This is a genomic window from Paraburkholderia atlantica, assembly GCF_009362785.1.
Lineage (GTDB): Bacteria > Pseudomonadota > Gammaproteobacteria > Burkholderiales > Burkholderiaceae > Paraburkholderia > Paraburkholderia atlantica.
Map to the genome: position 1 here is coordinate 25946 of NZ_WHNQ01000040.1, position 21824 is coordinate 47769.

The following is a 21824-nucleotide window of genomic DNA, read 5'->3' on the forward strand; positions in this document are numbered from 1 at the left end:
CGATGCACCGCCAGGTCGCCCGCTTTCGCACCCTTACGCTCTGTGGCACGGCCTCTTACAATGCTAACTGAACTAGCCGTCCGGATTCCAGCTTGAATCGCTACGCCCTGCTTCTCATTACCTCGATGCTGCTGGTCGGCAGCAATGTCGGAATCGGTAAATCGATCGTCGCCTTCGTCCCCGTCCCGCTGTTCGCGCTGCTGCGCTTCGTGATCGCGATGGCCGTGCTATGGCCGCTCCTGCGCGTGACCAAACTGCGCCGCGTCAAACGCGACGAATGGATCAACCTGTTTTTGCAAGCGCTTTTCGGCACCTTCGGCTTCACGCTGCTGATGCTCAACGGCGTCGCGCGCACCAGCGCGGTCGCGGCCGGCGTGATCACGAGCACGATTCCGGCGGTCGTCGCGCTGCTGTCGTGGCTGATCCTGAAGGAGCGGCCGGATGGCCGCGCGCTCGCGTCGATCGTGCTGGCGATCGTCGGCGTCGTCGTCATCAATGTCGCGCACGTCGAGGCGGGCGCGGCTGCGACGGCCGGCACCGGCTCGCTCGCGGGCAACTTCATGGTGCTTGGCGCCGTGTGCTGCGAATCGCTGTACATCATCCTGTCGCGCCGCCTCACGCAGACGCTCGCGCCGATCGACATCTGCACGTACACGCATCTGTTCGGCCTGTTGCTGATGCTGCCGCTCGGCGCCGGCGCGCTCGCGCATTTCGACTATCGCGCGGTGCCATCGAGCGTCTGGATGCTGGTTCTTTGGTACGGGCTATCGGCCAGCATCTTCTCGTTCTGGCTGTGGATGAAAGGCATCCGTCACGTGCCCGGCAGTCTCGCCGGCGTGTTCAGTGCGGTACTGCCGGTCGCCGCGGCGCTCTACGGCATCGTGTTTCTCGGCGAGCGGCCCACGCTCGCGCACGGCATCGCGCTCGCCTGCGTGGTCGCCGGTATCGGCCTCGCGAGCCTGAAGGCGCGCAGCGTGCCGCCGGTCGCATCGTAATCCCAGTGTGGCGGGCTCGCTGCCCGCCGCAGAGCAGCAGATCCGACCGACGCTGTACAATACGGCGCCCGACGCGAGTCTCGCGATCCTTCGATGGCCGCCCCCGCACCGCCGTCGGCGCGTGGCCCGTGTTCCGTCACCCCCGCTTCATCTGACCGTTGCCTATGTCCGCTTCGCGACCCGCCTCCGCCCGTCCGCGCCGCCCTATGCGCGCGCTGCCCCACCTCGTATTCATGAGCCGTTGGCTGCAGGTGCCCCTGTATCTTGGACTCATCGTCGCGCAGGCAGTCTACGTCGTGCTATTCCTGAAGGAAGTCTGGCATCTCGTCTCCGACGCGATGAAGCTCGACGAAACCAGCATCATGCTCGTCGTGCTGGGTCTGATCGACGTGGTGATGATCTCGAACCTGCTGATCATGGTGATCATCGGCGGGTATGAAACGTTCGTGTCGCGCCTCGGCCTCGACGGCCATCCGGACGAACCGGAATGGCTCGATCATGTGAACGCCGGCGTGCTGAAAGTGAAGCTGTCGATGGCGCTGATCAGCATCTCGTCGATCCATCTGCTGAAGACCTTCATCAGCCCCGACCAGAACACGACGCACACGATCATGTGGCAGGTGATCATCCACGTCACGTTCCTCGTTTCCGCGCTCGTGATGGCGTTCGTCGACCGCCTTACCACGCACACGCATCCCAAACATTTCGAAGAGCCCGCGGCATTGCACGCCGTGGGCGGCATCAAGGTTTCCACTCCCCTGAAGGCGCAAGACTGACCGCACCGCGCTGCGATCCGACAACAAGCGCCTCCCCACTGAGCTAGCCATGACCGTCATCAAACAGGAAGACCTGATCCAGAGCATCGCTGATTCGCTGCAGTACATCAGCTACTACCATCCGCTCGACTACATCGAAGCGCTCGGCCGCGCTTACGAGCTCGAACAGAGCCCGGCAGCGAAGGACGCGATCGCGCAGATCCTGACCAACAGCCGCATGTGCGCCGAAGGCAAGCGCCCGATCTGCCAGGACACCGGCATCGTCACGGTGTTCGTGAAGGTGGGTATGGACGTGCGCTGGGACGGCGCCACGATGAGCGTTACCGACATGATCAACGAAGGCGTGCGCCGCGGTTACCTGAACCCGGACAACGTGCTGCGCGCATCGATCGTGAGCCCGCCTGAAGGCGCGCGCAGGAACACCAAGGACAACACGCCGGCCGTGATCCACTACGAGATCGTGCCGGGTAACACCGTCGACGTGCAGGTCGCGGCCAAGGGCGGCGGCTCGGAGAACAAGTCGAAGTTCGCGATGCTGAACCCGTCGGACTCGATCGTCGACTGGATTCTGAAGACCGTGCCGACGATGGGCGCCGGCTGGTGCCCGCCGGGCATGCTCGGCATCGGCATCGGCGGCACCGCTGAAAAAGCGATGGTGATGGCGAAGGAATCGCTGATGGACCCGATCGACATTCAGGACGTGATCGCACGCGGCCCGAAGGACTGGATCGAAGAGCTGCGCGTCGAGTTGCACGAGAAGGTCAACGCGCTCGGTATCGGCGCACAGGGCCTCGGTGGTCTGTCCACTGTGCTCGACGTGAAGATCATGGCCGCGCCGACGCACGCCGCGTCCAAGCCGATCGCGATCATCCCGAACTGCGCGGCGACCCGCCACGCGCACTTCACGCTCGACGGCTCGGGCGTCGCCAAGCTCGAAGCGCCGTCGCTCGACGCATGGCCGAAGGTGCACTGGGAACCGAACACGGAAACCAGCAAGCGCGTCGATCTGAACACGCTGACGCCGGAAGAAGTGGCCGGCTGGAAGCCGGGCCAGACGCTGCTGCTGTCGGGCAAGATGTTGACGGGCCGCGACGCCGCGCACAAGCGCATCGCCGACATGCTCGCGAAGGGCGAGAAGCTGCCGGTCGATTTCACGAACCGCGTGATCTACTACGTCGGCCCGGTCGATCCGGTGCGCGACGAAGCAGTCGGCCCGGCAGGCCCGACCACCGCGACGCGGATGGACAAGTTCACCGAGACGATGCTCGCGCAAACGGGCCTCATTTCGATGATCGGCAAGGCCGAGCGCGGCCCGGTTGCGATCGAGGCGATCAAGAAGCACAAGGCCGCGTATCTGATGGCTGTCGGCGGCGCTGCGTACCTCGTGTCGAAAGCGATCCGCAGCGCGAAGGTGCTCGCGTTCGAAGACCTCGGCATGGAAGCGATCTACGAGTTCGACGTGCAGGACATGCCGGTCACGGTGGCCGTCGATTCGAACGGCACCTCCGTGCACCAGACCGGCCCGAAGGAATGGCAGGCCAAGATCGGCAAGATTCCGGTCGCCACGGCTTGATGAGTCGCAATTAGCGCCACTCAGATCAGTCGAAAAGCCGGGGCCGCTGTCCCGGCTTTTTTTTGCCGCGCATCATGCATACGCGAGGCGCCGTATGTACGGGGCCGCGAACGGCGCCAAAAGTTGTGTCGGATTCTTGGCTTTTTTGGGCATGGCGTTTATTGTTGTTGGAAATTCAAGGTCCCCGAAAAAGGAAATAACATGCAAGGCGACAAGAAGGTCATCGAATATCTGAACGCGCAGCTGAAGAACGAGCTGACCGCGATCAACCAGTACTTCCTGCATGCGCGGATGTACGGCCACTGGGGCCTCGATAAGCTCGGCAAGCACGAGTACGACGAGTCGATCGGCGAAATGAAGCATGCCGACATGCTGATCGAACGGATCTTCATGCTCGACGGTCTGCCGAATCTGCAGGACCTGCACAAGCTGCTGATCGGTGAGGAAACCAAAGAGATCCTCGAATGCGATCTGAAGCTCGAACAGGTTTCGCAAAGCACCTGCAAGGAGGCGATTGCCTACTGCGAATCGGTGCGCGATTTCATCTCGCGCGAAATCTTCACGAAGATTCTCGACGACACCGAAGAGCACATCGATTGGCTCGAAACCCAGCTCGATCTGATCGATAAGGTCGGTATCCAGAATTACCAGCAAAGCGCGATGGGCTCGGTCGAGTCGTGATCCAGGCACGTTGAAGCATCCCGCGTGGTAGCGGCCCGATACCTGCCCGGCAGGCATTCGCGCCGGACCGTACCGCGCGGGCGATATACTTGCGCGCTTGCTCGCGCTTCGCCCTTGGCTCCGCCTGTTTCTTCGACCGCCACGTCACGCTCGTTTGCTTCGTCTATGCCCGTCCCCGCGCCGTCCCCGACTGTCCGCAGTGTTGCCGCTGGCGCCGCGTCGCAGGCGCCGATCGGTATTTTCGATTCGGGGCTCGGCGGACTGTCGGTGCTGCGTGCGGTGCGCGCGCAACTGCCTGACGAGGCGCTGCTGTATGTCGCGGATTCGCTGTACGCGCCCTATGGCGAGCGCGACGACGACTTCATCACCGACCGCACGCTAGCCATCGGCGAATGGCTCGCCGCACGAGGCGCGAAGGCGCTCGTGGTCGCGTGCAATACGGCGACCGCGCAGTCGATCGCGCTGGTGCGCGAAAAGCTGCCGATTCCGCTGGTCGGCGTCGAACCGGGCGTCAAGCCTGCGGCACTGCAATCGAAAAGCCGCGTCGCCGGCGTGCTGGCGACCCAGGCGACGTTGCGCAGCGCCCGCTTCCAGGGGCTGCTCGAACGCTACGCCGCCGATTGCCGCTTTCTGTGCCAGCCCGGTCACGGGCTCGTGCAGGCGGTCGAGCGCTGCGACGTCGGCTCCGCCGAGCTGCGCGCACTGCTGCGCAGCTATCTGCAACCAATGCTCGACGCTGGCGCCGACACGCTGGTGCTCGGCTGCACTCATTACCCGTTTCTCGACGCGGCGATCCGCGACATCGTCGGCGAGCGGCTCGCGCTGATCGACACGAGCGTGGCGATCGCGCGTCAGCTCGAGCGCGTGCTCGAGCAACACGGCCTGCGCGCCGCCACGCCAGCCGCGAGCACGCCGCTGCCGCGCTTCTATTCCACCGACGACGGCATCCATCAGCAGCAACTGGCTGCCACACTGCTGCAGATCGAGGCGGCGGTCGAGCAGGTGTTGATACCGTCCCGCCGCACTGCCGCATCGGATTCCCGCGCCGCCTAGAGCCGGCATCCGGCACGCGCGTCGCCCTGCCTGCCGACAAAATCCATTCTAAGCGGCTGGTTTTGTTACAAAAAACCGCACAGGACGCTTGCCAAACGAACCAAACAAAATGATAATAATTCGCATTAACGTTAGCTATGACGCCTGCCATGATCGTCTGTGTCTGCAAATCCGTTTCCGACCGCACAATCCGCTCCTCGATTGCGGACGGCATCGACTCGTTCGACGAGTTGCAGTTTGAACTCGGCGTCGCCTCGTGCTGCGGCAAATGCGAGGAATCCGTGCGCGACGTGATGCTGCAAAGCGGCGTATGCGCGAGCCGTTGTGGCGTAGTCGAGCGTCATCAACAGGTGCAGAGCGTCGCCGAAGTCGTGCAAGTCACGTTCTACGAGCGCAAGGCAGCCTGAGTTAGCTAGCGGGGCGCGGTGCAAGCCGTGTCGGTGTTTCCCAAGCCCCTATGCTTCATGCACGTTTAATGTAACGCTTAATGCGACATTGAAAGTGCCGCATGTCTGCAACACAACCGCAGTACAGTCCGCCGTACCGCGTTATCCCACTGCCGTCAGCAAGCCAGTATTCGTACCAGCCAGCTACCCCGCTCTCCCTTCGAAAGGAGCTCGAGATGGAATTGCTGATTGGTTTCGTGACTACTTTGTCCATTTCGCTGCTGATTTTCCGAACATGACGATGTCCTGTCCGACGCGCCGCCCGAACGGTGCGCTGCCACACTGACCATGCAGGCTCCGCACCCCGTTACCGCAGGCGCCCCGCTGGCGTCGTCCACCCGACCAAATTCCCGCGCGCTGACGGCCACCGCCGTGGTCGCCGCGGTTCACGTCGCGCTGCTCGCCGTGATCATGACGCTGCGTCACGAGCCTGTGCAGGTCGCGCTCGAATCGCGCGTGATGACCGCCGAACTGCTGCCGCCCGCACCGGTCGCCGCGCCGGTCGCGCTGCAATCGATCGCTCCGCCGCCGCCCCAGCCGACGCCGCCCGTCCATACGAAGCCGAAAGTCCAGCCCAAACCGGCTCCGACGCCTAAGCCGACTCCCACTCCGACCCCATTGCCGCAAGCCGATGCGCCGTCGCCGACGCCAGTCGCCGCGCCCGATCCGACACCGCCCGCGCCCACCGCGCCGGCGACGCCGCCCGCCGCGGCAGCACCTGCGATCGGCAAGCCGACGATGGAGGTCAGCGCGCCGAAAAACGTGTCGCACGTCGAGTGCAATATCGCGCAGCCGGATTACCCGACGCTGTCAAAGCGCCGTCACGAGACCGGCACCGCGTCCGTGCGGTTCGTCATCGGCCTGAGCGGCAAGCTCGAAAACATCGAACTGGCGAAAAGCAGCGGCTTTAGCCGGCTCGACGACGCCGCCGTCGCGACCGTGCACGCAAGCGCCTGCAAGCCTTACCTCGAGAACGGCCAACCGATTCGGGCCGCTTTTACCCAGCCTTTCAACTTCGGCCTGACCGACTGAAGCAAGCTTTCAAAAACAAGGAATTGCGATGCAAAACTACGGATTGGCGCACGTCTGGGCGCAAGGGGATTTCGTGACGCGCGGTATCGCGCTCGCGCTGTTGATCATGTCGGTGATGTCGTGGAGCGTGATCGTCGTCAAAGGGTGGAATGTGGTGCGCCTGAAGCGTCTGACGAAGAACGCCGAACAGGCGTTCTGGCATTCGGATGACCTCGCCGACGGCGTGAAAAAGCTCGGCGGCGGCGCCTCGACGCCGCATGACAACCCGTTCCTCGCACTCGCGCTGTCGGGCCAGGAAGCGGCTGACCATCACCACCAGACGCAGCCGCATCTGCATGACCGCATGGACGTATCGGACTGGATCACGCGCTGCCTGAAGGACACGATGGACGAAAGCGTCGCGCGCATGCAGAGCGGTCTCGCGATTCTCGCGTCGATCGGCAGCACCGCGCCGTTCGTCGGCCTGTTCGGCACCGTGTGGGGCATCTATCACGCGCTGCTCGCGATCGGCGCGAGCGGCCAGTCGTCGATCGATCAGGTCGCCGGCCCGGTCGGCGAAGCGCTGATCATGACCGCGTTCGGTCTGTTCGTCGCGATTCCGGCGGTGCTCGGCTACAACGCGCTGACGCGCGCCAACAAGGCGATCGTCGCGAAGCTGAGCCGCTTCGCGCACGGCCTGCATGCGTTCTTCGTAACCGGCGCGCGTCTGTCGTCGACCAAGCGCGGCGACGGCCTGCGTCTCGCGACCCGCGCCAACTGATCGACGAGGCATCCCGATGGCAATGAGCCCTTTCGCCGGAGACGATGACGACGGCCTGATGAACGAGATCAACATGACGCCGCTCGTCGACGTGATGCTGGTTCTGCTGATCGTCTTCATGGTGACGATTCCGGTGATCCGTCACGCGGTAAAGATCGACCTGCCGCACGCGAGCAGTCAAAAGGAAGACACGAAGCCCGCGCAGGTGACGGTGTCGATCGACGCGGACGGCAACGTGCTGTGGGACAGCACCAAGGTCGACGAGGCGGCGCTCGCCGCGAAGATCGCCGCGGCCGCGCAGGCAAGCCCGCAGCCGGAACTGCATCTCGATGCTGACCGCAAGGTGCCGTACGAGAAGGTCGCTCAGGTGATGTCCGCCGCGCAGGCCGGCGGACTGACGAAGATCGGTTTCGTCACGCAGCCCAAAGCGAAGTAACGGGTGGCGTGGCACGCGAAGCAGTACGCTCGTCCACGCGAAATACCCGTTGAAACACGGCCAGAAAGTAAAAGGCCTTCATCGTCGGATGAAGGCCTTTTTTGTGCGCGCTCGGCGCCTTCGGGCGGCGGGATCATTTGCCATCGGCCGAAGACTGATAGCTTTTATCACCGCATGCGAGGGCCGTGGTCGACACGGACAACGCGGTCAGCCCTATCAGGCCCGCTATGATAGCGGCCATGAGTTTTCGCATAGGAGACTCCTTAGCGAAAGGGATTTCACTATATGCCTGTGCGCGCGCGCATTCAAGCAAACGGCCATTGAAAGTAACCATAACAGGCCACGCTTAAATGCTAAAAGCGATTTGCGAAGCGCGATACAGGGTCGCGGCGCACCGTGCGACTCCTGTGTTTCCTCAGGCGCCTTATCAAGCCACCGTCGACGCAACGGGAGCCGCCGCCGCAACCGATGCCTGCGCGATCGTTTTGTTGCCGTGCGGAGGACACTCGCCCATGATGTGCTTACCTTCATCCGGATCGAGCATCTCGACCAGATAATCGACGAACGCGCGCACGGCCGGCACCATCCCCTGACGCGATACGAACACCGCGTACAACTGCGGCGTCGGAAAACTCCAGCCCGGCATCACGGGTGACAACAGCCCTGCCCTCAACGCGGCGCCATACATCATCTCAGGCAACGCGGCGATGCCGACGCCGGCCAGCACCGCCTCGCGGATCGTCATCAGATCCGCGGTCACGAGGCGCGGCTCGTGCTCGTGAGCATGGCGCGTGCCGTCGGGCGAGATCAGGTTGTACACGTGGCGGCCGTCGCTCGTCGGCACGTCGAGTGTTTCGAAGCGGTTCAGGTCGGCCGGCGTGAGCGGCGGCGCATTCTGCTGCAGCAGACTCGGCGCGCCGACCAGCATCTGCTCGGTGCGCCACAGCGGCCGCACGACGATGTTCGCGTTTTCCGGCGGATCGGAACGCACACGCAACGCGACGTCGATCGAATCCTCGAACAGATCGACCACGCGATTGGTCACGCGCATCACGACGCGCACCTCCGGATAGCGGTGCATGAATTCCGGCAGGATCGTCGACAGAATCGTCTGCGAGATCGTGACCGGAACGCTGACGCGCACCGTGCCGCGCGGCGACGAGCGCAATTGCTGCACGACATTGACCGCCGCCTGCGCTTCGCTGAGCATCGCCTGGCAATGCTGGTAGAACAGCTGCCCAGCTTCAGTCAGCGCGAGCTTGCGAGTGGAACGCTGCAACAGCCGCACGCCGAGCGACGCCTCCAGCTCCGTGAGCCGGCGCGACAGGCGCGACTTCGAGATGCCCAAGACCCGCTCGGCGGCCGAAAATCCGCCATGTTCGACGACCTGCGAAAAGTACATCAGGTCGTTCAGGTTGTGTGAATCGATCTTCATCTCATCGTTCCGTGAACAGAACAATCCATTGCTGGGAGGCGGCTGGCACCGCGAAAAACGGTCCCTATAATAGCTCCATGTTTCAGAAATAACGCTATTCCCCATTTTTCGAGGTGATATTGATGACTACGTCACGCACGATCGAACGCACGTTTCCGTCGGTTCGCACGGTGGAAGGCGGCGGATTCATCGTTCATCGGCCGTTTCCGACGCGTCTCTTGATGGACTTCGATCCATTCCTGCTGCTCGACGAAATGGGGCCGATCGACTATGCGCCGGGCGAGGCCATCGGCGCGCCCGATCATCCGCATCGCGGCTTCGAGACGGTCACCTATGTGCTCGAAGGCCAGTTCGGCCACAAGGACTCGGCGGGCCATTCGGGCACGCTGCACGCCGGCGACGTCCAGTGGATGACCGCGGGCGCGGGCGTCGTGCATAGCGAAATGCCGGACCCGGAATTCACGCGCACCGGCGGTCGCGTGCACGGCCTGCAGTTGTGGGTGAATCTGCCGCGTCGCGACAAGATGATCGCGCCGCGCTATCAGGAGATCCCGTCGACACGCATTCCGGTCGCGACGTCCGAAGACGGCCAGGTGCGCGTCAAGGTCATCGCGGGCGAAGCGCTCGGCGTCAAGGCCGCGATCGAGACGCGTACGCCGATCCTGTATCAGCATTTCTCGCTGCAGCCGGGCGCGACGATCCGCCAGCCGGTGCCGGCCGACTATCGCGCGTTCGCGTATGGGCTGTCCGGCAAGGGCGTGTATGGCGAAGGCGACGCGCGCGCCGATGTCGACGCGCGCACGATGGTCGTGTTCGCCAACGACGGCGACACGGTGACCATCACGGCCGGCGACGAACCGCTCGAAGTGCTGCTGCTCGGCGGCGTGCCGCTGAAGGAGCCTGTAGTGCGCTACGGCCCGTTCGTGATGAATACCGAAGACGAGATCCGTCAGGCGGTGGTCGACTATCAGGCCGGGCGGATGGGCGCGATCACGCATTGACCGGCTAACGCGCGCCGCCAGATCGCCCCTCTCGGGGCGCGAACACCGGTAAATTCGGTCACAATATCGGCTCATGTCGCGCGAGCCGCGTTGCTTGCAACAGTCCGAGGCGCGCGACCCAATATGATCGCTATCACAGGAGCGCGCATGGCAGAGCCCACCGTCACCGCCCACATCGGTTCGACGAATTTTCAGGTCGTGTTCGACGACGGCAAACACACATGGATTGCCGACGAGCCCGAATCGCTAGGCGGCGGCGACCGCGGTCCGACGCCGGTCTCGCTGCTGCTGTCGAGCCTCGGCGCGTGCACGTCGATCACGCTGAAGATGTATGCGCAGCGCAAAGGCTGGCCGCTCGCGGGCGTACGGGTCAAACTGTCGATGGAAACCGGCGACGCGGGCTCGACGATCGACCGTCAGATCATGCTCGATGGCGAACTATCAGACGAGCAGCGGGAACGGCTTTTGCAAATTGCCAATGCATGCCCGGTGCACAAAATCCTCACGCACACGATTTCGATCCGCTCCGCGCTCGCCGTCGCTTAACAGGCGCACCAGACGATGCATAGGACGGTCGGACGTCGCCCGTTCGGGCCACGGGCATTGCAATATTTTCATAGGACGCAGTCGTCTTGAATTTCGAACATCTCATTCAGATCAACGATCCGTTGAATCCCCTCGTCGAATCGATGACTCGCGAGCAGCTGTGGGAAGGCCTCGTGCTGCGCGCCGAGCAGCCACAACTGTTCGTGATGGGTCTCGACAGCTGCACGATCCTGTCGCGCGACGGCAATGTGCTCGAGCGCGAGTTGCACTACGGCCAGGCCACCGTGCGCGATCGCGTCACGCTGCAGGAAAGCGACAGCGTGCGTTACGACATCCTGCCGACCGCGGAACACGTCGGCGGCTCATTGACGATGACGATCGAGCAACCCGATGAGCTGCAGCTGTTCCTGCGCTTCGAGTACGCGACCACGCTGCCCGTTTCGACGACAGATCAGGACGCCGTGCGGACGCAGGAGATCGTCAAGTCCGCGTATCGCGAGAACGATATCGATACGGTGCGGCTGATCCGCCAGTACGTCGCGACCAGACAGGAACCGGGACCGTTGCACTGAGAAACCGCGCGGGCGCGCTGCCCGCGCCATCGCGGGGCCATGTCCAGGATGGCCCCAAGGTCGCCGTCTAGCCGCACATTTCATTCAGCTATCAGAAGTCGAATCCGATCAATTTCTCGGCCTTGTAAATAGGAATAGTTATCATTTAGAATCCTCACATCGAATCGACGAACAAGCTAGAACGAATGACCGATATGACTCGCTCCACCACGCTCAGCCTGCGCCGCTCGGCGGCCACGCTAACAAGCCGCCCGAAGCCGTCGACGACGACCGCGCCCGCGGCAAAGCCCACCGCCGAACGCACCGCCGGCCAGAGCGCGACTGCGGAACGGGTGGTGCGCAGCGACGCGCTGCTGCAAGGCCATAGTCACATCAGCATCGTGCACAACGGCGAGACGTACCAGCTACGTGCGACGCGCCTCGGCAAGCTGATCCTGACGAAGTAGCAACGCAACACGAACGAAGTAAGTACCGGGTATTGTGGGGACCACCTCTGCGAGAGGTGTTAGGCATTAGCCAGCCACGACGGCTTGCACGCGAGAACTAGACCCCTTCGTGCAGACACCAAGCCAGCCGTCGCAGCAAGCCAGGCCGTTTTTTTTGGTTCTCACTCGAAAGCGGATGCGCGCAACGGCGCACATCGCTGAAGATGAAAAAGAAAAGCCGTGGGATGTCACCATCCCACGGCTTTTTGTTTGCGCTTGCGCCTGCGTTCGCACCGAACACAGGCCAAAGACTTACTTCGACGCCCAGCCCCAGAACATCAGCCACCACGCGCTATTGACGACCGCCAGCGCCGCGACGAACCACAGCATCGCCAGCGCACGCGGCACGAAGCGCTCGCTATAGCGACGCGTGACGAGCCACGCGAGCCATGCACTCCAAGCGCTGGCAATCACGAGAATCGCGATGCGCAGATCCGACGCCCACCACAGCGACACGTGCTCGGCGCGCAGCAGTGACAGCGTCGTCGCCGACAAACCGAGGAACACGCCCGCGCCCGCGATCGGAATCAGCCCCTGCGTCAAATGATGCAACCGCGTTGCGTTGAAGCGCCCCAGCATGCGCGTCGCGCCCGTCAGCAACAGCAGCAGCGCGGTACCGTAGACGAGCGCCGTCGCGAGGATGTAGCCGATCAGCAGCGAGCCGTCGAGCCACGAGAACACGTCGTTCTGGTCAGGGTAATGCGTGAACAGGAACCACGGCGCGTTGGTGTCGAGCGGCCACGTGATGTCGTGATCGACGAGCCAAGTTGCCGCGAACATCTTCAGGTCGATGAACCAGCGCGACGCGGTCCAGTGGAACGCACCGATCGCGATGCCGAGCAGGCCGTACAAGATCAGCGCGGTGTCCCACGGATTCGCGTTCTTGTCGCCCAACTGCACGACTTCCGTCGAAGGCTTGCGCCACGTCAGCGCGATCGCATCACGGTGTCCGCTGCAGCGGCCGCACATATGGCAGTCGGCCGCGCCCTTCATGTTGCGCAACGGCACGAGCGGCGCGCAGTTGATCGGAATCACCCGGTGCCCATGCTCGCCGTTCTTGTACGAACGGCGCCACGCGTCCTCGTCGACCTTGTAGTGAAACGGCGCGAGGCGCGCCAGAAGCGAAAAAACCCCGTTGACGGGGCACAGGTATTTGCACCAGATGCGCTTCTCGCGACCGTACAGCAGACCGATCACGATCGCCGCGAAAGTCGAGCCGCCGAGCACCAGCAACACCGCTTTCGGATACTGGTAGACGCTCACCATCTGACCGTAGATCGTCGTGATGCCGAATGCGACGAAGGGCCATCCGCCCCAGCGCATCCAGTGCGGAATCGCGCGGCCGCGCCCGAACTTGCTCGCGAACTCGGCGAGCGCGCCCTCCGGGCACAGCACGCCGCACCAGACGCGGCCGAGCATCACCATCGACAGCAGCACGAACGGCCACCAGATGCCCCAGAACACGAACTGCGCGGCGAGCGTCAGGTTGCTCCACAGGTGCGCGGTATCGTCCGGCAGCGGCATCAGCGCGGGCACGATGATCAGGAACGCGTACACCGCGACGACGACCCATTGGATGCCACGAATCACCGCGCCATGGCGCTGCATCCACTGGCCGACCGCCGCGAGGCGGCCAGGCCGCGAAGCCATCACGGCGCTCATGCCGCGCGCCCTGCTGTTTGTTGCGCGGGTTTGCGAGTGGCGCGGCGCACCAGCAGATAAACGACCGCCCAGTACACGGCATAGGCAAGCAGATTCATCAGTGCCGGATGCGCACGGTAGCCGGTCAGCGTCGCGACGAGCGAACCGAAGGTGCTCGAATCATCGAGGATCGCCGACGAATTCCACAGCTGGTCGACGAGCGTCGGCAGGATTTCCTTGTCGATCAGTTTGTCGATGCCGGTCTGGAACAGCCCCGCACCGAGGAACAGCAGCATGATTTCGGTGACGCGGAAAAAGAGCCGCCACGAGATGATCTTGCCGCCGAGCTGCAACACGTAGAAGGTCAGGAACGCGAGCGCAAGACCGATCGCGACAGCGAGCATCTGGCTGCCGTCGACATGACCCGACTGGCCAAAGCCCAAGCCATACAGGAAGATCACGGTTTCGCTGCCTTCGCGCGCGATCGCCAGTGCGACCAGCAGCGCGACGCCCCACCAGTTCGAATCGCGCTTGCTCTTTTGCAGCGACTGTTCCATGTCGCGCTTCAGCGTGCGGCCGTGCTGCTTCATCCACAGCACCATCTGCACGATCAGCACGCAGGCGATGAGCACCATCGCCGTCTGGAAGTAATCCTGCGCGTCACCGGAGAGCACCTCGGTGAAGCCAACCAGCGCCGCGCCGAGCGCGACCGCCGCGATCACGCCGGCCGCCAGGCCGCCCCACAGGTACGGCAGGCCGCGGCGCGCGTCGTCGTCGCCATTTTTCAACCACGCGTACAGGATGCCGACGACCAGCAGCGCCTCGACACTTTCCCGCCACACGATGAACAGAATCTGACCCATTCAAGCTCTCCCTTCGATCCTTCTACTGCCCGCTTCACTTCGCGACGATCACGCCCTGCGCCTGCTGATGAAAGTCGTCGAAAAACTTGTATTCGCCCGGCTCCAGCGGAGCGATCACGACGAACGAATCGGCGCCCGGCGCCAGCACCTTCTCTTTACGCAACTGCACGCTTTCGAATTCGGCCGCGCCCTTGCCGGTGTTACGCACTTCGATCTTGATACGCTGCCCCGCGGGCACTTCGATGCGGGCCGGGTTCAGCTTGCCGTCGTTCATTTCGAGCTTGAAGGTCGGCAGATCGGCTGCGTGAGCCGTGGCCGCCAGGCAGAACGTGGCGGCAAGCATCGTGATCTTTCGGTTGATTCCCATTGCCCTTTCCGGAAAACGCGACGCGCCGACAGCGGGTCTCACACCGACCGTCCGCGCGCCGTCTGCTGCATTAACTGATACGTTGAGCGACCGCGTTGGCGCCGCGCGCCGATCAATAACCGCCCTTCTTGCCGATGCCAGCGAAGGTGAAGTCATATTCGAGCGTGATTGGCTTGAACCACGGCCCGACGCCGGTTTCCTTGTCGACGTGGCGGCCGAACGCCATGTGGCCCGTCTGCATCGGCGCTTCGACGATCAGCTTCAGGTGATACTTGCCCGGGCCTTGCAGTTTGACGTTGTCGCCGTAGTGCGGACCGTCGTTCGCGACCATCGCCATCAGGTCGCCCTTCAACGGCTGGTTCGAGCCGGCCTTCGTCAGTTCGTAGCGCACCTGCAGATAAGGCATCCAGTCGCCTTCGGCGAAACCGGTCGGATTGTTCTTGACCGCGTGGATGTCGGACTCGAGATGGATGTCCGAATCCGACGCCTTGCGCATCATGCCTTCGGGCTCCATCGTGATCGGCTGCAGGTAGACCACGCCGATTTCCATGCCACCCTGAATCTGCTGCTTGCCGATCGGATATTCGGCGGCCGTGGCCGACAGCGCCGCGACCACGGCTACCGCTGCCGCGCCACCGCGCACAAAGGAAGAAATCCGCATTGATGCTCCTTGTTTTTATCAGACTGGAATCGATTTCATTGAAATACGGCGGTCGCAAGTCAGATGTAAATTTAAATGCGAACCATTCTCAATATTGGTTGAGTTTATCATCGATCGCTGGTGAGAACAAACCTGTTAGTGCGCTTGGCCTCATGCCAGCATGGTCTTAAGGTTCGCTTAAGAAAAATCTTTGTGTGGCTGGGAAGCAGGGATGGAATTCGTCACCGTCAAAGTGACCATTCCGACGGCTCCCGCGGGAGCTTAAGTGCCGGCCAATGCGAACAGGCGCGGCGAATGGCCGCGCCCTTTCATGGTGGACAAGGCGATGGCGCGAAACGTCAATTAGTCGACGCCCGCCACGTGATCGCCGACGTTCGCGCCGAACACGCGCTGACGTAGCAGCGCCAGTTGATCGCGAGTCTGCGCGGCCTTCTCGAACTCGAGATTCTTCGCGTGCTCCATCATCTGCTTTTCGAGGCGCTTGATTTCCTTGGCGAGTTGCTTCTCGGACATGTCCTCGAATTTCGCGCGGGTCTGCTGCTCCTTCAACTCGGCGCGCGCTTCGTCGACGTTGTACACGCCGTCGATGATGTCGCGAATCCGTTTCACGACGCCACGCGGCGTGATGCCGTGCGCGGCGTTAAACGCGATCTGCTTCGCGCGGCGCCGCTCGGTTTCGTCGATCGCGCGGCGCATCGAGTCGGTGATGTTGTCCGCATACAGGATCGCCTTGCCGTTCACGTTACGCGCCGCCCGGCCGATGGTCTGGATCAGCGAACGCTCGGCGCGCAGGAAGCCCTCCTTGTCCGCGTCGAGAATCGCGACCAGCGACACCTCGGGAATATCGAGACCCTCGCGCAGCAGGTTGATACCGACCAGCACGTCGAACGCGCCGAGACGCAGATCGCGGATGATTTCGACGCGCTCGACCGTGTCGATGTCGCTGTGCAGATAGCGCACCTTGATGCCATGGTCGGCCAGAAATTCGGTGAGCTGCTCGGCCATCCGCTTGGTCAGCGTCGTGACCAGCACGCGGTCGCCGGCCTTGATGCGCTCGTTGATCTCGCCGAGCACGTCGTCGACCTGGCTGCGTGCCGGCCGCACCTCGATCTCGGGGTCGACGAGGCCGGTCGGGCGCACCAGCTGTTCGGCAACCTGCCCCGACGTCTTCTTCTCGTAATCGGCGGGCGTCGCCGACACGAACACGACCTGGCGCATCTTGCGCTCGAACTCGTTGAACTTGAGCGGCCGGTTGTCGAGCGCCGACGGCAGCCGGAAGCCGTAGTCGACGAGGTTTTCCTTGCGCGCACGGTCGCCGTTGTACATGCCGTTCAGCTGGCCGATCAGCACGTGCGATTCGTCGAGCATCATGATCGCGTCGGGCGGCAGGTAATCGACGAGCGTCGGCGGCGGCTCGCCCGGCGCCGCGCCCGAGAAGTGCCGCGAATAGTTCTCGATGCCCTTGCAGAATCCGAGTTCCTGCAGCATTTCGAGGTCGAACCGGGTGCGCTGCTCGAGCCGCTGCGCCTCGACGAGCTTGCCTTCGCTATAGAAGAACTCGAGCCGTTCGCGCAGTTCGGCCTTGATCGTTTCGACCGCACGCAGCACGGTGTCGCGCGGCGTCACGTAGTGCGACGACGGATACACGGTAAATCGCGGAATTTTCTGCCGCACGCGGCCGGTGAGCGGATCGAACAGCTGCAGCGTTTCGACTTCGTCGTCGAACAGCTCGACGCGCACCGCCATCTCGGCGTGCTCGGCCGGAAAGATATCGATCGTGTCGCCGCGCACGCGGAACGAGCCGCGCTGGAAGTCGGCTTCGTTGCGGCTGTACTGCATCGCGATCAGCCTCGCGATGACATCGCGCTGGCCGAGCCGGTCGCCGGTGCGCAGCGTCAGGATCATCTGGTGGTATTCGGACGGATTGCCGATACCGTAAATCGCCGACACCGTCGCGACGATCACGACGTCGCGCCGCTCCATCAGGCTCTTGGTCGCCGACAGCCGCATCTGTTCGATATGCTCGTTGATCGACGAGTCTTTCTCGATGAACAGGTCGCGCTGCGGCACATACGCTTCCGGCTGGTAGTAGTCGTAGTACGAGACGAAGTACTCGACCGCGTTGCGCGGAAAGAACTCGCGGAACTCCGAGTACAGCTGCGCGGCGAGCGTCTTGTTCGGCGCGAAAACGATCGCCGGCCGGCCGAGCCGCGCGATCGTGTTGGCCATCGTGAAGGTCTTGCCGGAGCCGGTCACGCCGAGCAGCGTCTGGAACGCGAGACCATCGCCGACGCCCTCGACGAGCGTCTCGATGGCCGTGGGCTGGTCGCCGGCGGGCGGATACGGCTGGTACAGCTTGAACGGCGAACCTTCGAACGTGATGAATTTGGATTCGTCGAGCGTATCGTCGGCTTCAGTCAGATGGTGTTCGGACATGAGGGGCGGCACCGGGCCTTGGGCAAAGAATCATTCTAACGGGTTGTGGAAAGCGAAGATCGAGCGGGGTTACGTAGGGCTGCGCTGGGCCGTGCGGGCGACTATCTGTTATGGCCCCTTGCGGACGTACGCGCGGCGAAGGGCAGCGCACCTCGGCCCGCTCGCGCGGTCCACCGCGCGCCGTCCGCTCGAATTCCTTACTGCCACATGGCCCCCACTGCCTGTTTTTCAAGCAAATAATTGCCTTTTGGCCATCCGGTCGTCCGAAAAACGCGCCCAGATTCGTTACAATGCGAAGTTGCGCTCGCCCGCCGCTGTCCATAGGCCGTCCCTGATTTTCGCGTTTCGTCGAACTCACGCCGCACGCCCGAAACGCCGCCGACGCTCCATATGAGGCCTCCCGCGCGCGAAGCCGCCCTCTTTTTACTACTGCTGCCCACCCATCATGTCTCTGTTCTCCGCCGTCGAACTAGCTCCCCGCGACCCGATTCTGGGCCTGAACGAAGCTTTCAACGCCGATACGCGCGCCACCAAGGTCAACCTCGGGGTTGGCGTGTACTTCAATGAAGAAGGCAAGATCCCGCTGCTGCGCGCCGTGCGCGAGGCGGAAAAGGCCCGCGTCGATGCCGCGCTGCCGCGTGGCTATCTGCCGATCGAAGGGATCGCCGCTTACGATGCCGCCGTGCAAAAGCTGCTGCTCGGCAACGACTCGCCGCTGATCGCGGCCGGCCGCGTCGTCACGGCGCAGGCGCTGGGCGGCACGGGCGCGCTGAAGATCGGCGCGGACTTCCTGAAGCGCGTGAACCCGAACAGCAAGGTCGCGATCAGCGACCCGAGCTGGGAAAACCATCGCGCGCTGTTCGAAGGCGCGGGCTTCGTCGTCGAATCGTATCCGTACTATGACGCGCAGACTCACGGCGTGAACTTCGACGCCATGCTGAACGCGCTGAACAGCTATGCGGCGGGCACGATCGTCGTGCTGCACGCGTGCTGCCACAACCCGACCGGCGTCGACCTGAGCGTCGAACAGTGGAAGCAGGTCGTCGAGGTCGTCAAGGCGCGCAACCTCGTGCCGTTCCTCGATATCGCCTACCAGGGCTTCGGCGACAACATCGAAGCGGACGCGGCAGCCGTGCGTCTGTTCGCGGCGCAGGAACTGAACGTGTTCGTGTCGTCGTCGTTCTCGAAGTCGTTCTCGCTGTACGGCGAGCGTGTCGGCGCACTGTCGATCATCACCTCGAGCAAGGAAGAAGCGGCGCGCGTGCTGTCGCAACTGAAGCGCGTGATCCGCACCAACTACTCGAACCCGCCGACGCACGGCGGCTCGGTGGTCGCGGCCGTGCTCGCGTCGCCGGAACTGCGCGCGACGTGGGAAAGCGAACTGGGCGAAATGCGCGACCGTATCCGCGCAATGCGTAACGGTCTCGTCGAACGCCTGAAGGCGAGCGGTGTCGATCGTGACTTCAGCTTCGTGAACGCACAGCGCGGCATGTTCTCGTACTCGGGTCTGACGGCACCGCAAGTGGACCGTCTGCGCGAAGAGTTCGGCATCTATGCGGTCAGCACGGGCCGTATCTGCGTGGCTGCGCTGAATACGCGCAACCTCGACGTCGTCGCCAACGCGATTGCTCACGTGCTGAAGTAAGGCGAGTGACGGCGCGGAGGTTTGCCGCGCCAGTGCAGCAGGTTCACCGCTGCAACTGTCTATAGAAACGGCGCTCTTTTATGAAAAGGGCGCCGTTTTTTCATGCCTGCCTGACTGTTCGTTGGACGTTGCCGGCGTCACGTCGGGTCTGTCTGCGCAGAAATCAGCGCGAGTCCCTATGAATATCGTGCGTGACGAAGCCGGCATCGTTCTGCGGCATATCGAGCCAGTCGGGCTGCTCGAGGGAACGGACAATATCTTCAAGACCGCTTCGCCAATGCTCGCGCATCGTCGACAGACCGAATTGGAAGTCCTTGTAATGTCCTTCGTATTCCTTGTGCCGGTAGATCAGGTGAATCACGTTGTAGCGCTTCGAGCACGACAGGTCTTCGGCGAGCTTGCACCACGGATCGTCGCGTTGCTCTTCGGGCACACGGTCCAGCACCTCGCGCAGTACGTGGCGGAAACGCTGCGAGCGCTGCAGCATGTCGGTCACGAGACGCGTACGGCTCGAATACTGGATGTCTTTCATGCGCCCCTGCACGTCCGTGATGTTGTCCGGCACCGGCCCGATCGCGCTCCATAAATCGACCTGAAACGCGAGCGTATCGCGACGCGGCGTGGTCTGGAGCACCTCGTAGAGCGGCGTGTTCGACATCAGGCCGCCGTCCCAGTAGAACTGTCCGTCTATCTCGACAGCCGCGAAGCCCGGCGGCAACGCGCCCGACGCTATGAAATGCTCGGGCCTGAGCGTGGTATGCGTATTGTCGAAGTACGCAAAATTGCCCGTGCCGCAATTCACCGCGCCCACCGACACGCGTATTTCCCCGGAATTGATCCGGTCGAAATCACACAGCGACTCGAGCGTGGCCTTCAGCGGCGTGGTGTCGTAGTAGCTCGCCAATTGCGGCGGACCGGACACCGTGGGCAACGGCGGCGGGAAACGCGGCACGAAAAAGCCCTTTTGCCCTTCGACGATCGCGCTCATTGCCTGCGCTGCCGTAAATGCCTTGCGCACCGCTTCGCTCGAATTGAACAGCGCGTGTTCGACCGGAGCGGGCAACGGCGGTCCGAACGCCGGCTGGCAGATCGTCTCCCAGAACTGCAGCAGGCGCTCGACGCGTCGTTCCGGCGGATTGCCCGCAATGATCGCGGTATTGAGCGCACCGATCGAAATTCCGGCGATCCAGTTCGGTTCGATGCCGGCTTCGTAAAGTCCCTGAAAGACGCCGGCCTGATAGGCGCCGAGCGCGCCACCGCCTTGCAGCATCAGCGCGACGGTTTCGTAGTTGGGCAACCGGAGGTGCCGGCGCGAGCGGGCGGCAACCGCCGGACCCGCGCCCTCCCCGTCGCCGGACACGCCCACGCGCGCCCGCTTCAGATTGCGTTGCGCCATGGGCCGCCCCTTAGTGCATGTACCAGCCGTGGCTCACGACGAACGACTGGCCAGTCAGCGCCGCGCTCGGGAAGGTCGACAGGAACAGCACGGTCTGCGCGACGTCTTCGACCGTGGTGAAGATACCGTCGACGGTACCGCCCAGCATCACGCGCTTGATTACTTCTTCTTCGCTGATGCCGAATTCCTTCGCCTGCTCGGGAATCTGCTTGTCGACGAGCGGCGTGCGCACGAAGCCCGGACACACGACGTGCGAACGCACATTATGCGCAGCCCCCTCCTTGGCGAGCACGCGCGACAGACCCAGCAGAGCATGCTTCGCGGTCACGTACGCCGACTTCAGCGGCGAGGCGAGATGCGAGTGGACCGAGCCCATGTAGATCACGACGCCGCCGCGATTGTCCTTGTACATGTGCTTGAGCGCGGCCTTGGTGGTCAGGAACGCACCGTCCACGTGAATGGCCTGCATCTTCTTCCAGTCCGAGAACGAATAGTTTTCGATCGGATTGACGATCTGGATGCCGGCGTTGGAAACGAGAATGTCGATCGAGCCGAATTCCTCGGCGACCTTGTCGATACCCTGGTTGACGGCGTCTTCGCTCGTCACGTCCATTGCCACACCGATTGCCTTACCGCCGCCCTTTCTGATTTCTTCAGCAACGGCGTTCGCGCCGTCCTGGTTCAGGTCGGCGATCGCGACGGCCGCACCCGCGGCTGACAGAGTCAACGCGATCTGTTTGCCGATGCCGCTCGCGGCGCCAGTGACGACGGCGACCTTGCCGTTCAGATTCGAGTTCAGAGACGACATCCAGAACCTCCATGCAGTTGATGAGCAATGAGACCACGAAGCCGCGCGCGGCGAGAAGTCGGCCAAACGGTATAGACCGTTCGGCGGATGCAGCGCGGCGGCCGACTTTGCTATTGTGCATGAACCCTGTGAACGGCATAGGTAAAACGCACGCCGAACCGGATCTATTTAAACTGGACGCTTTCCGGCTGAATCCGGGCTCCATTCCCGTGGCAT

22 protein-coding genes are annotated in these 21824 nt (G+C 63.1%); 14 read left to right on the top strand and 8 right to left on the bottom strand.

All coding sequences use genetic code 11. The features are described from left to right. The first annotated feature begins 92 nt into the window (after positions 1-92). The 9 genes from GCT19_RS34440 (at position 93) to GCT19_RS34480 (ending at position 7752) form a co-directional block, all read left to right on the top strand. A complete protein-coding gene (locus tag GCT19_RS34440) occupies positions 93-995 on the top strand; it encodes a DMT family transporter (RefSeq protein WP_152854434.1) in 903 nt (300 codons plus the stop codon). 206 nt (positions 996-1201) lie between these two features. Continuing rightward, on the top strand, positions 1202-1771 hold the full coding sequence (locus GCT19_RS34445) for a TIGR00645 family protein (RefSeq protein WP_013089004.1): 570 nt from the start codon (positions 1202-1204) through the stop codon (positions 1769-1771). A gap of 49 nt (positions 1772-1820) precedes the next feature. Beyond that, on the top strand, positions 1821-3344 hold the full coding sequence (locus tag GCT19_RS34450) for a fumarate hydratase (protein WP_018432401.1): 1524 nt from the start codon (positions 1821-1823) through the stop codon (positions 3342-3344). 201 nt (positions 3345-3545) lie between these two features. Beyond that, positions 3546-4025 carry a bacterioferritin gene (gene bfr / locus GCT19_RS34455; protein ID WP_013089002.1) on the top strand — a complete coding sequence of 160 codons (480 nt, stop codon included), beginning with the start codon at positions 3546-3548 and terminating at the stop codon, positions 4023-4025. A gap of 165 nt (positions 4026-4190) precedes the next feature. Further along, positions 4191-5078, top strand: coding sequence for a glutamate racemase (murI, locus tag GCT19_RS34460; RefSeq protein WP_018432402.1), 888 nt, complete (start codon positions 4191-4193; stop codon positions 5076-5078). A 149-nt stretch (positions 5079-5227) separates the two neighbouring features. Further along, the gene (locus tag GCT19_RS34465; protein ID WP_026228088.1) at positions 5228-5485 is read left to right on the top strand and encodes a (2Fe-2S)-binding protein; all 258 of its coding nucleotides are present in this window, start codon (positions 5228-5230) and stop codon (positions 5483-5485) included. 327 nt (positions 5486-5812) lie between these two features. Continuing rightward, positions 5813-6556, top strand: a complete 744-nt coding sequence (locus GCT19_RS34470) for an energy transducer TonB (RefSeq protein WP_152854436.1) — start codon at positions 5813-5815, stop codon at positions 6554-6556. Between the two features lie 28 nt (positions 6557-6584). Then, positions 6585-7316, top strand: a complete 732-nt coding sequence (locus GCT19_RS34475; protein WP_013088998.1) for a MotA/TolQ/ExbB proton channel family protein — start codon at positions 6585-6587, stop codon at positions 7314-7316. 16 nt (positions 7317-7332) lie between these two features. Further along, positions 7333-7752, top strand: a complete 420-nt coding sequence (locus GCT19_RS34480) for an ExbD/TolR family protein (protein WP_013088997.1) — start codon at positions 7333-7335, stop codon at positions 7750-7752. Positions 7753-8179: 427 nt separating this feature from the next. On the opposite strand, the gene GCT19_RS34485 is transcribed toward GCT19_RS34480, so the two are convergent. Then, positions 8180-9187, bottom strand: coding sequence for a LysR family transcriptional regulator (locus GCT19_RS34485; protein ID WP_152854437.1), 1008 nt, complete (start codon positions 9185-9187; stop codon positions 8180-8182). Between the two features lie 122 nt (positions 9188-9309). Between GCT19_RS34485 and GCT19_RS34490 the strand changes: the two genes are divergently transcribed. The 4 genes from GCT19_RS34490 (at position 9310) to hemP (ending at position 11752) form a co-directional block, all read left to right on the top strand. Further along, positions 9310-10188: a pirin family protein gene (locus GCT19_RS34490; RefSeq protein WP_152854438.1), complete on the top strand. Its 879-nt coding sequence runs from the start codon at positions 9310-9312 to the stop codon at positions 10186-10188. A 147-nt stretch (positions 10189-10335) separates the two neighbouring features. Next, on the top strand, positions 10336-10734 hold the full coding sequence (locus GCT19_RS34495; protein ID WP_018432407.1) for an OsmC family protein: 399 nt from the start codon (positions 10336-10338) through the stop codon (positions 10732-10734). Between the two features lie 86 nt (positions 10735-10820). Further along, on the top strand, positions 10821-11306 hold the full coding sequence (locus tag GCT19_RS34500; RefSeq protein WP_013088992.1) for an SRPBCC family protein: 486 nt from the start codon (positions 10821-10823) through the stop codon (positions 11304-11306). Positions 11307-11491: 185 nt separating this feature from the next. Beyond that, positions 11492-11752: a hemin uptake protein HemP gene (gene hemP, locus GCT19_RS34505; RefSeq protein ID WP_152854439.1), complete on the top strand. Its 261-nt coding sequence runs from the start codon at positions 11492-11494 to the stop codon at positions 11750-11752. Between the two features lie 291 nt (positions 11753-12043). Here the strand turns inward: hemP and GCT19_RS34510 are convergent, their stop codons facing one another. The 5 genes from GCT19_RS34510 to uvrB form a co-directional block, all read right to left on the bottom strand. Further along, entirely contained in the window at positions 12044-13453 is a 1410-nt protein-coding gene (locus GCT19_RS34510) for a 4Fe-4S binding protein (RefSeq protein ID WP_152854440.1), read from the bottom strand. Next, a complete protein-coding gene (locus GCT19_RS34515) occupies positions 13450-14295 on the bottom strand; it encodes an FTR1 family iron permease (protein WP_018432410.1) in 846 nt (281 codons plus the stop codon). Before GCT19_RS34515 ends, GCT19_RS34510 begins: the two co-directional genes overlap by 4 nt. Positions 14296-14329: 34 nt before the next feature. Then, positions 14330-14662, bottom strand: coding sequence for a cupredoxin domain-containing protein (locus tag GCT19_RS34520; RefSeq protein ID WP_013088988.1), 333 nt, complete (start codon positions 14660-14662; stop codon positions 14330-14332). Positions 14663-14774: 112 nt separating this feature from the next. Further along, positions 14775-15323 carry an iron transporter gene (locus GCT19_RS34525; RefSeq protein ID WP_152854441.1) on the bottom strand — a complete coding sequence of 183 codons (549 nt, stop codon included), beginning with the start codon at positions 15321-15323 and terminating at the stop codon, positions 14775-14777. A 342-nt stretch (positions 15324-15665) separates the two neighbouring features. Then, positions 15666-17759 (bottom strand): excinuclease ABC subunit UvrB, encoded by a 2094-nt coding sequence (gene uvrB / locus GCT19_RS34530; protein WP_018432412.1) that lies wholly within the window; start codon positions 17757-17759, stop codon positions 15666-15668. Positions 17760-18204: 445 nt separating this feature from the next. Between uvrB and GCT19_RS34535 the strand changes: the two genes are divergently transcribed. After that, positions 18205-19404, top strand: coding sequence for an amino acid aminotransferase (locus tag GCT19_RS34535; protein WP_013088985.1), 1200 nt, complete (start codon positions 18205-18207; stop codon positions 19402-19404). 163 nt (positions 19405-19567) lie between these two features. Here GCT19_RS34535 and GCT19_RS34540 read toward each other — a convergent pair whose 3' ends face one another. Continuing rightward, entirely contained in the window at positions 19568-20800 is a 1233-nt protein-coding gene (locus tag GCT19_RS34540; protein WP_018432413.1) for a DUF3734 domain-containing protein, read from the bottom strand. A gap of 10 nt (positions 20801-20810) precedes the next feature. Then, positions 20811-21608 (bottom strand): 3-hydroxybutyrate dehydrogenase, encoded by a 798-nt coding sequence (locus GCT19_RS34545; protein WP_013088983.1) that lies wholly within the window; start codon positions 21606-21608, stop codon positions 20811-20813. Between the last annotated feature and the right edge of the window lie 216 nt (positions 21609-21824).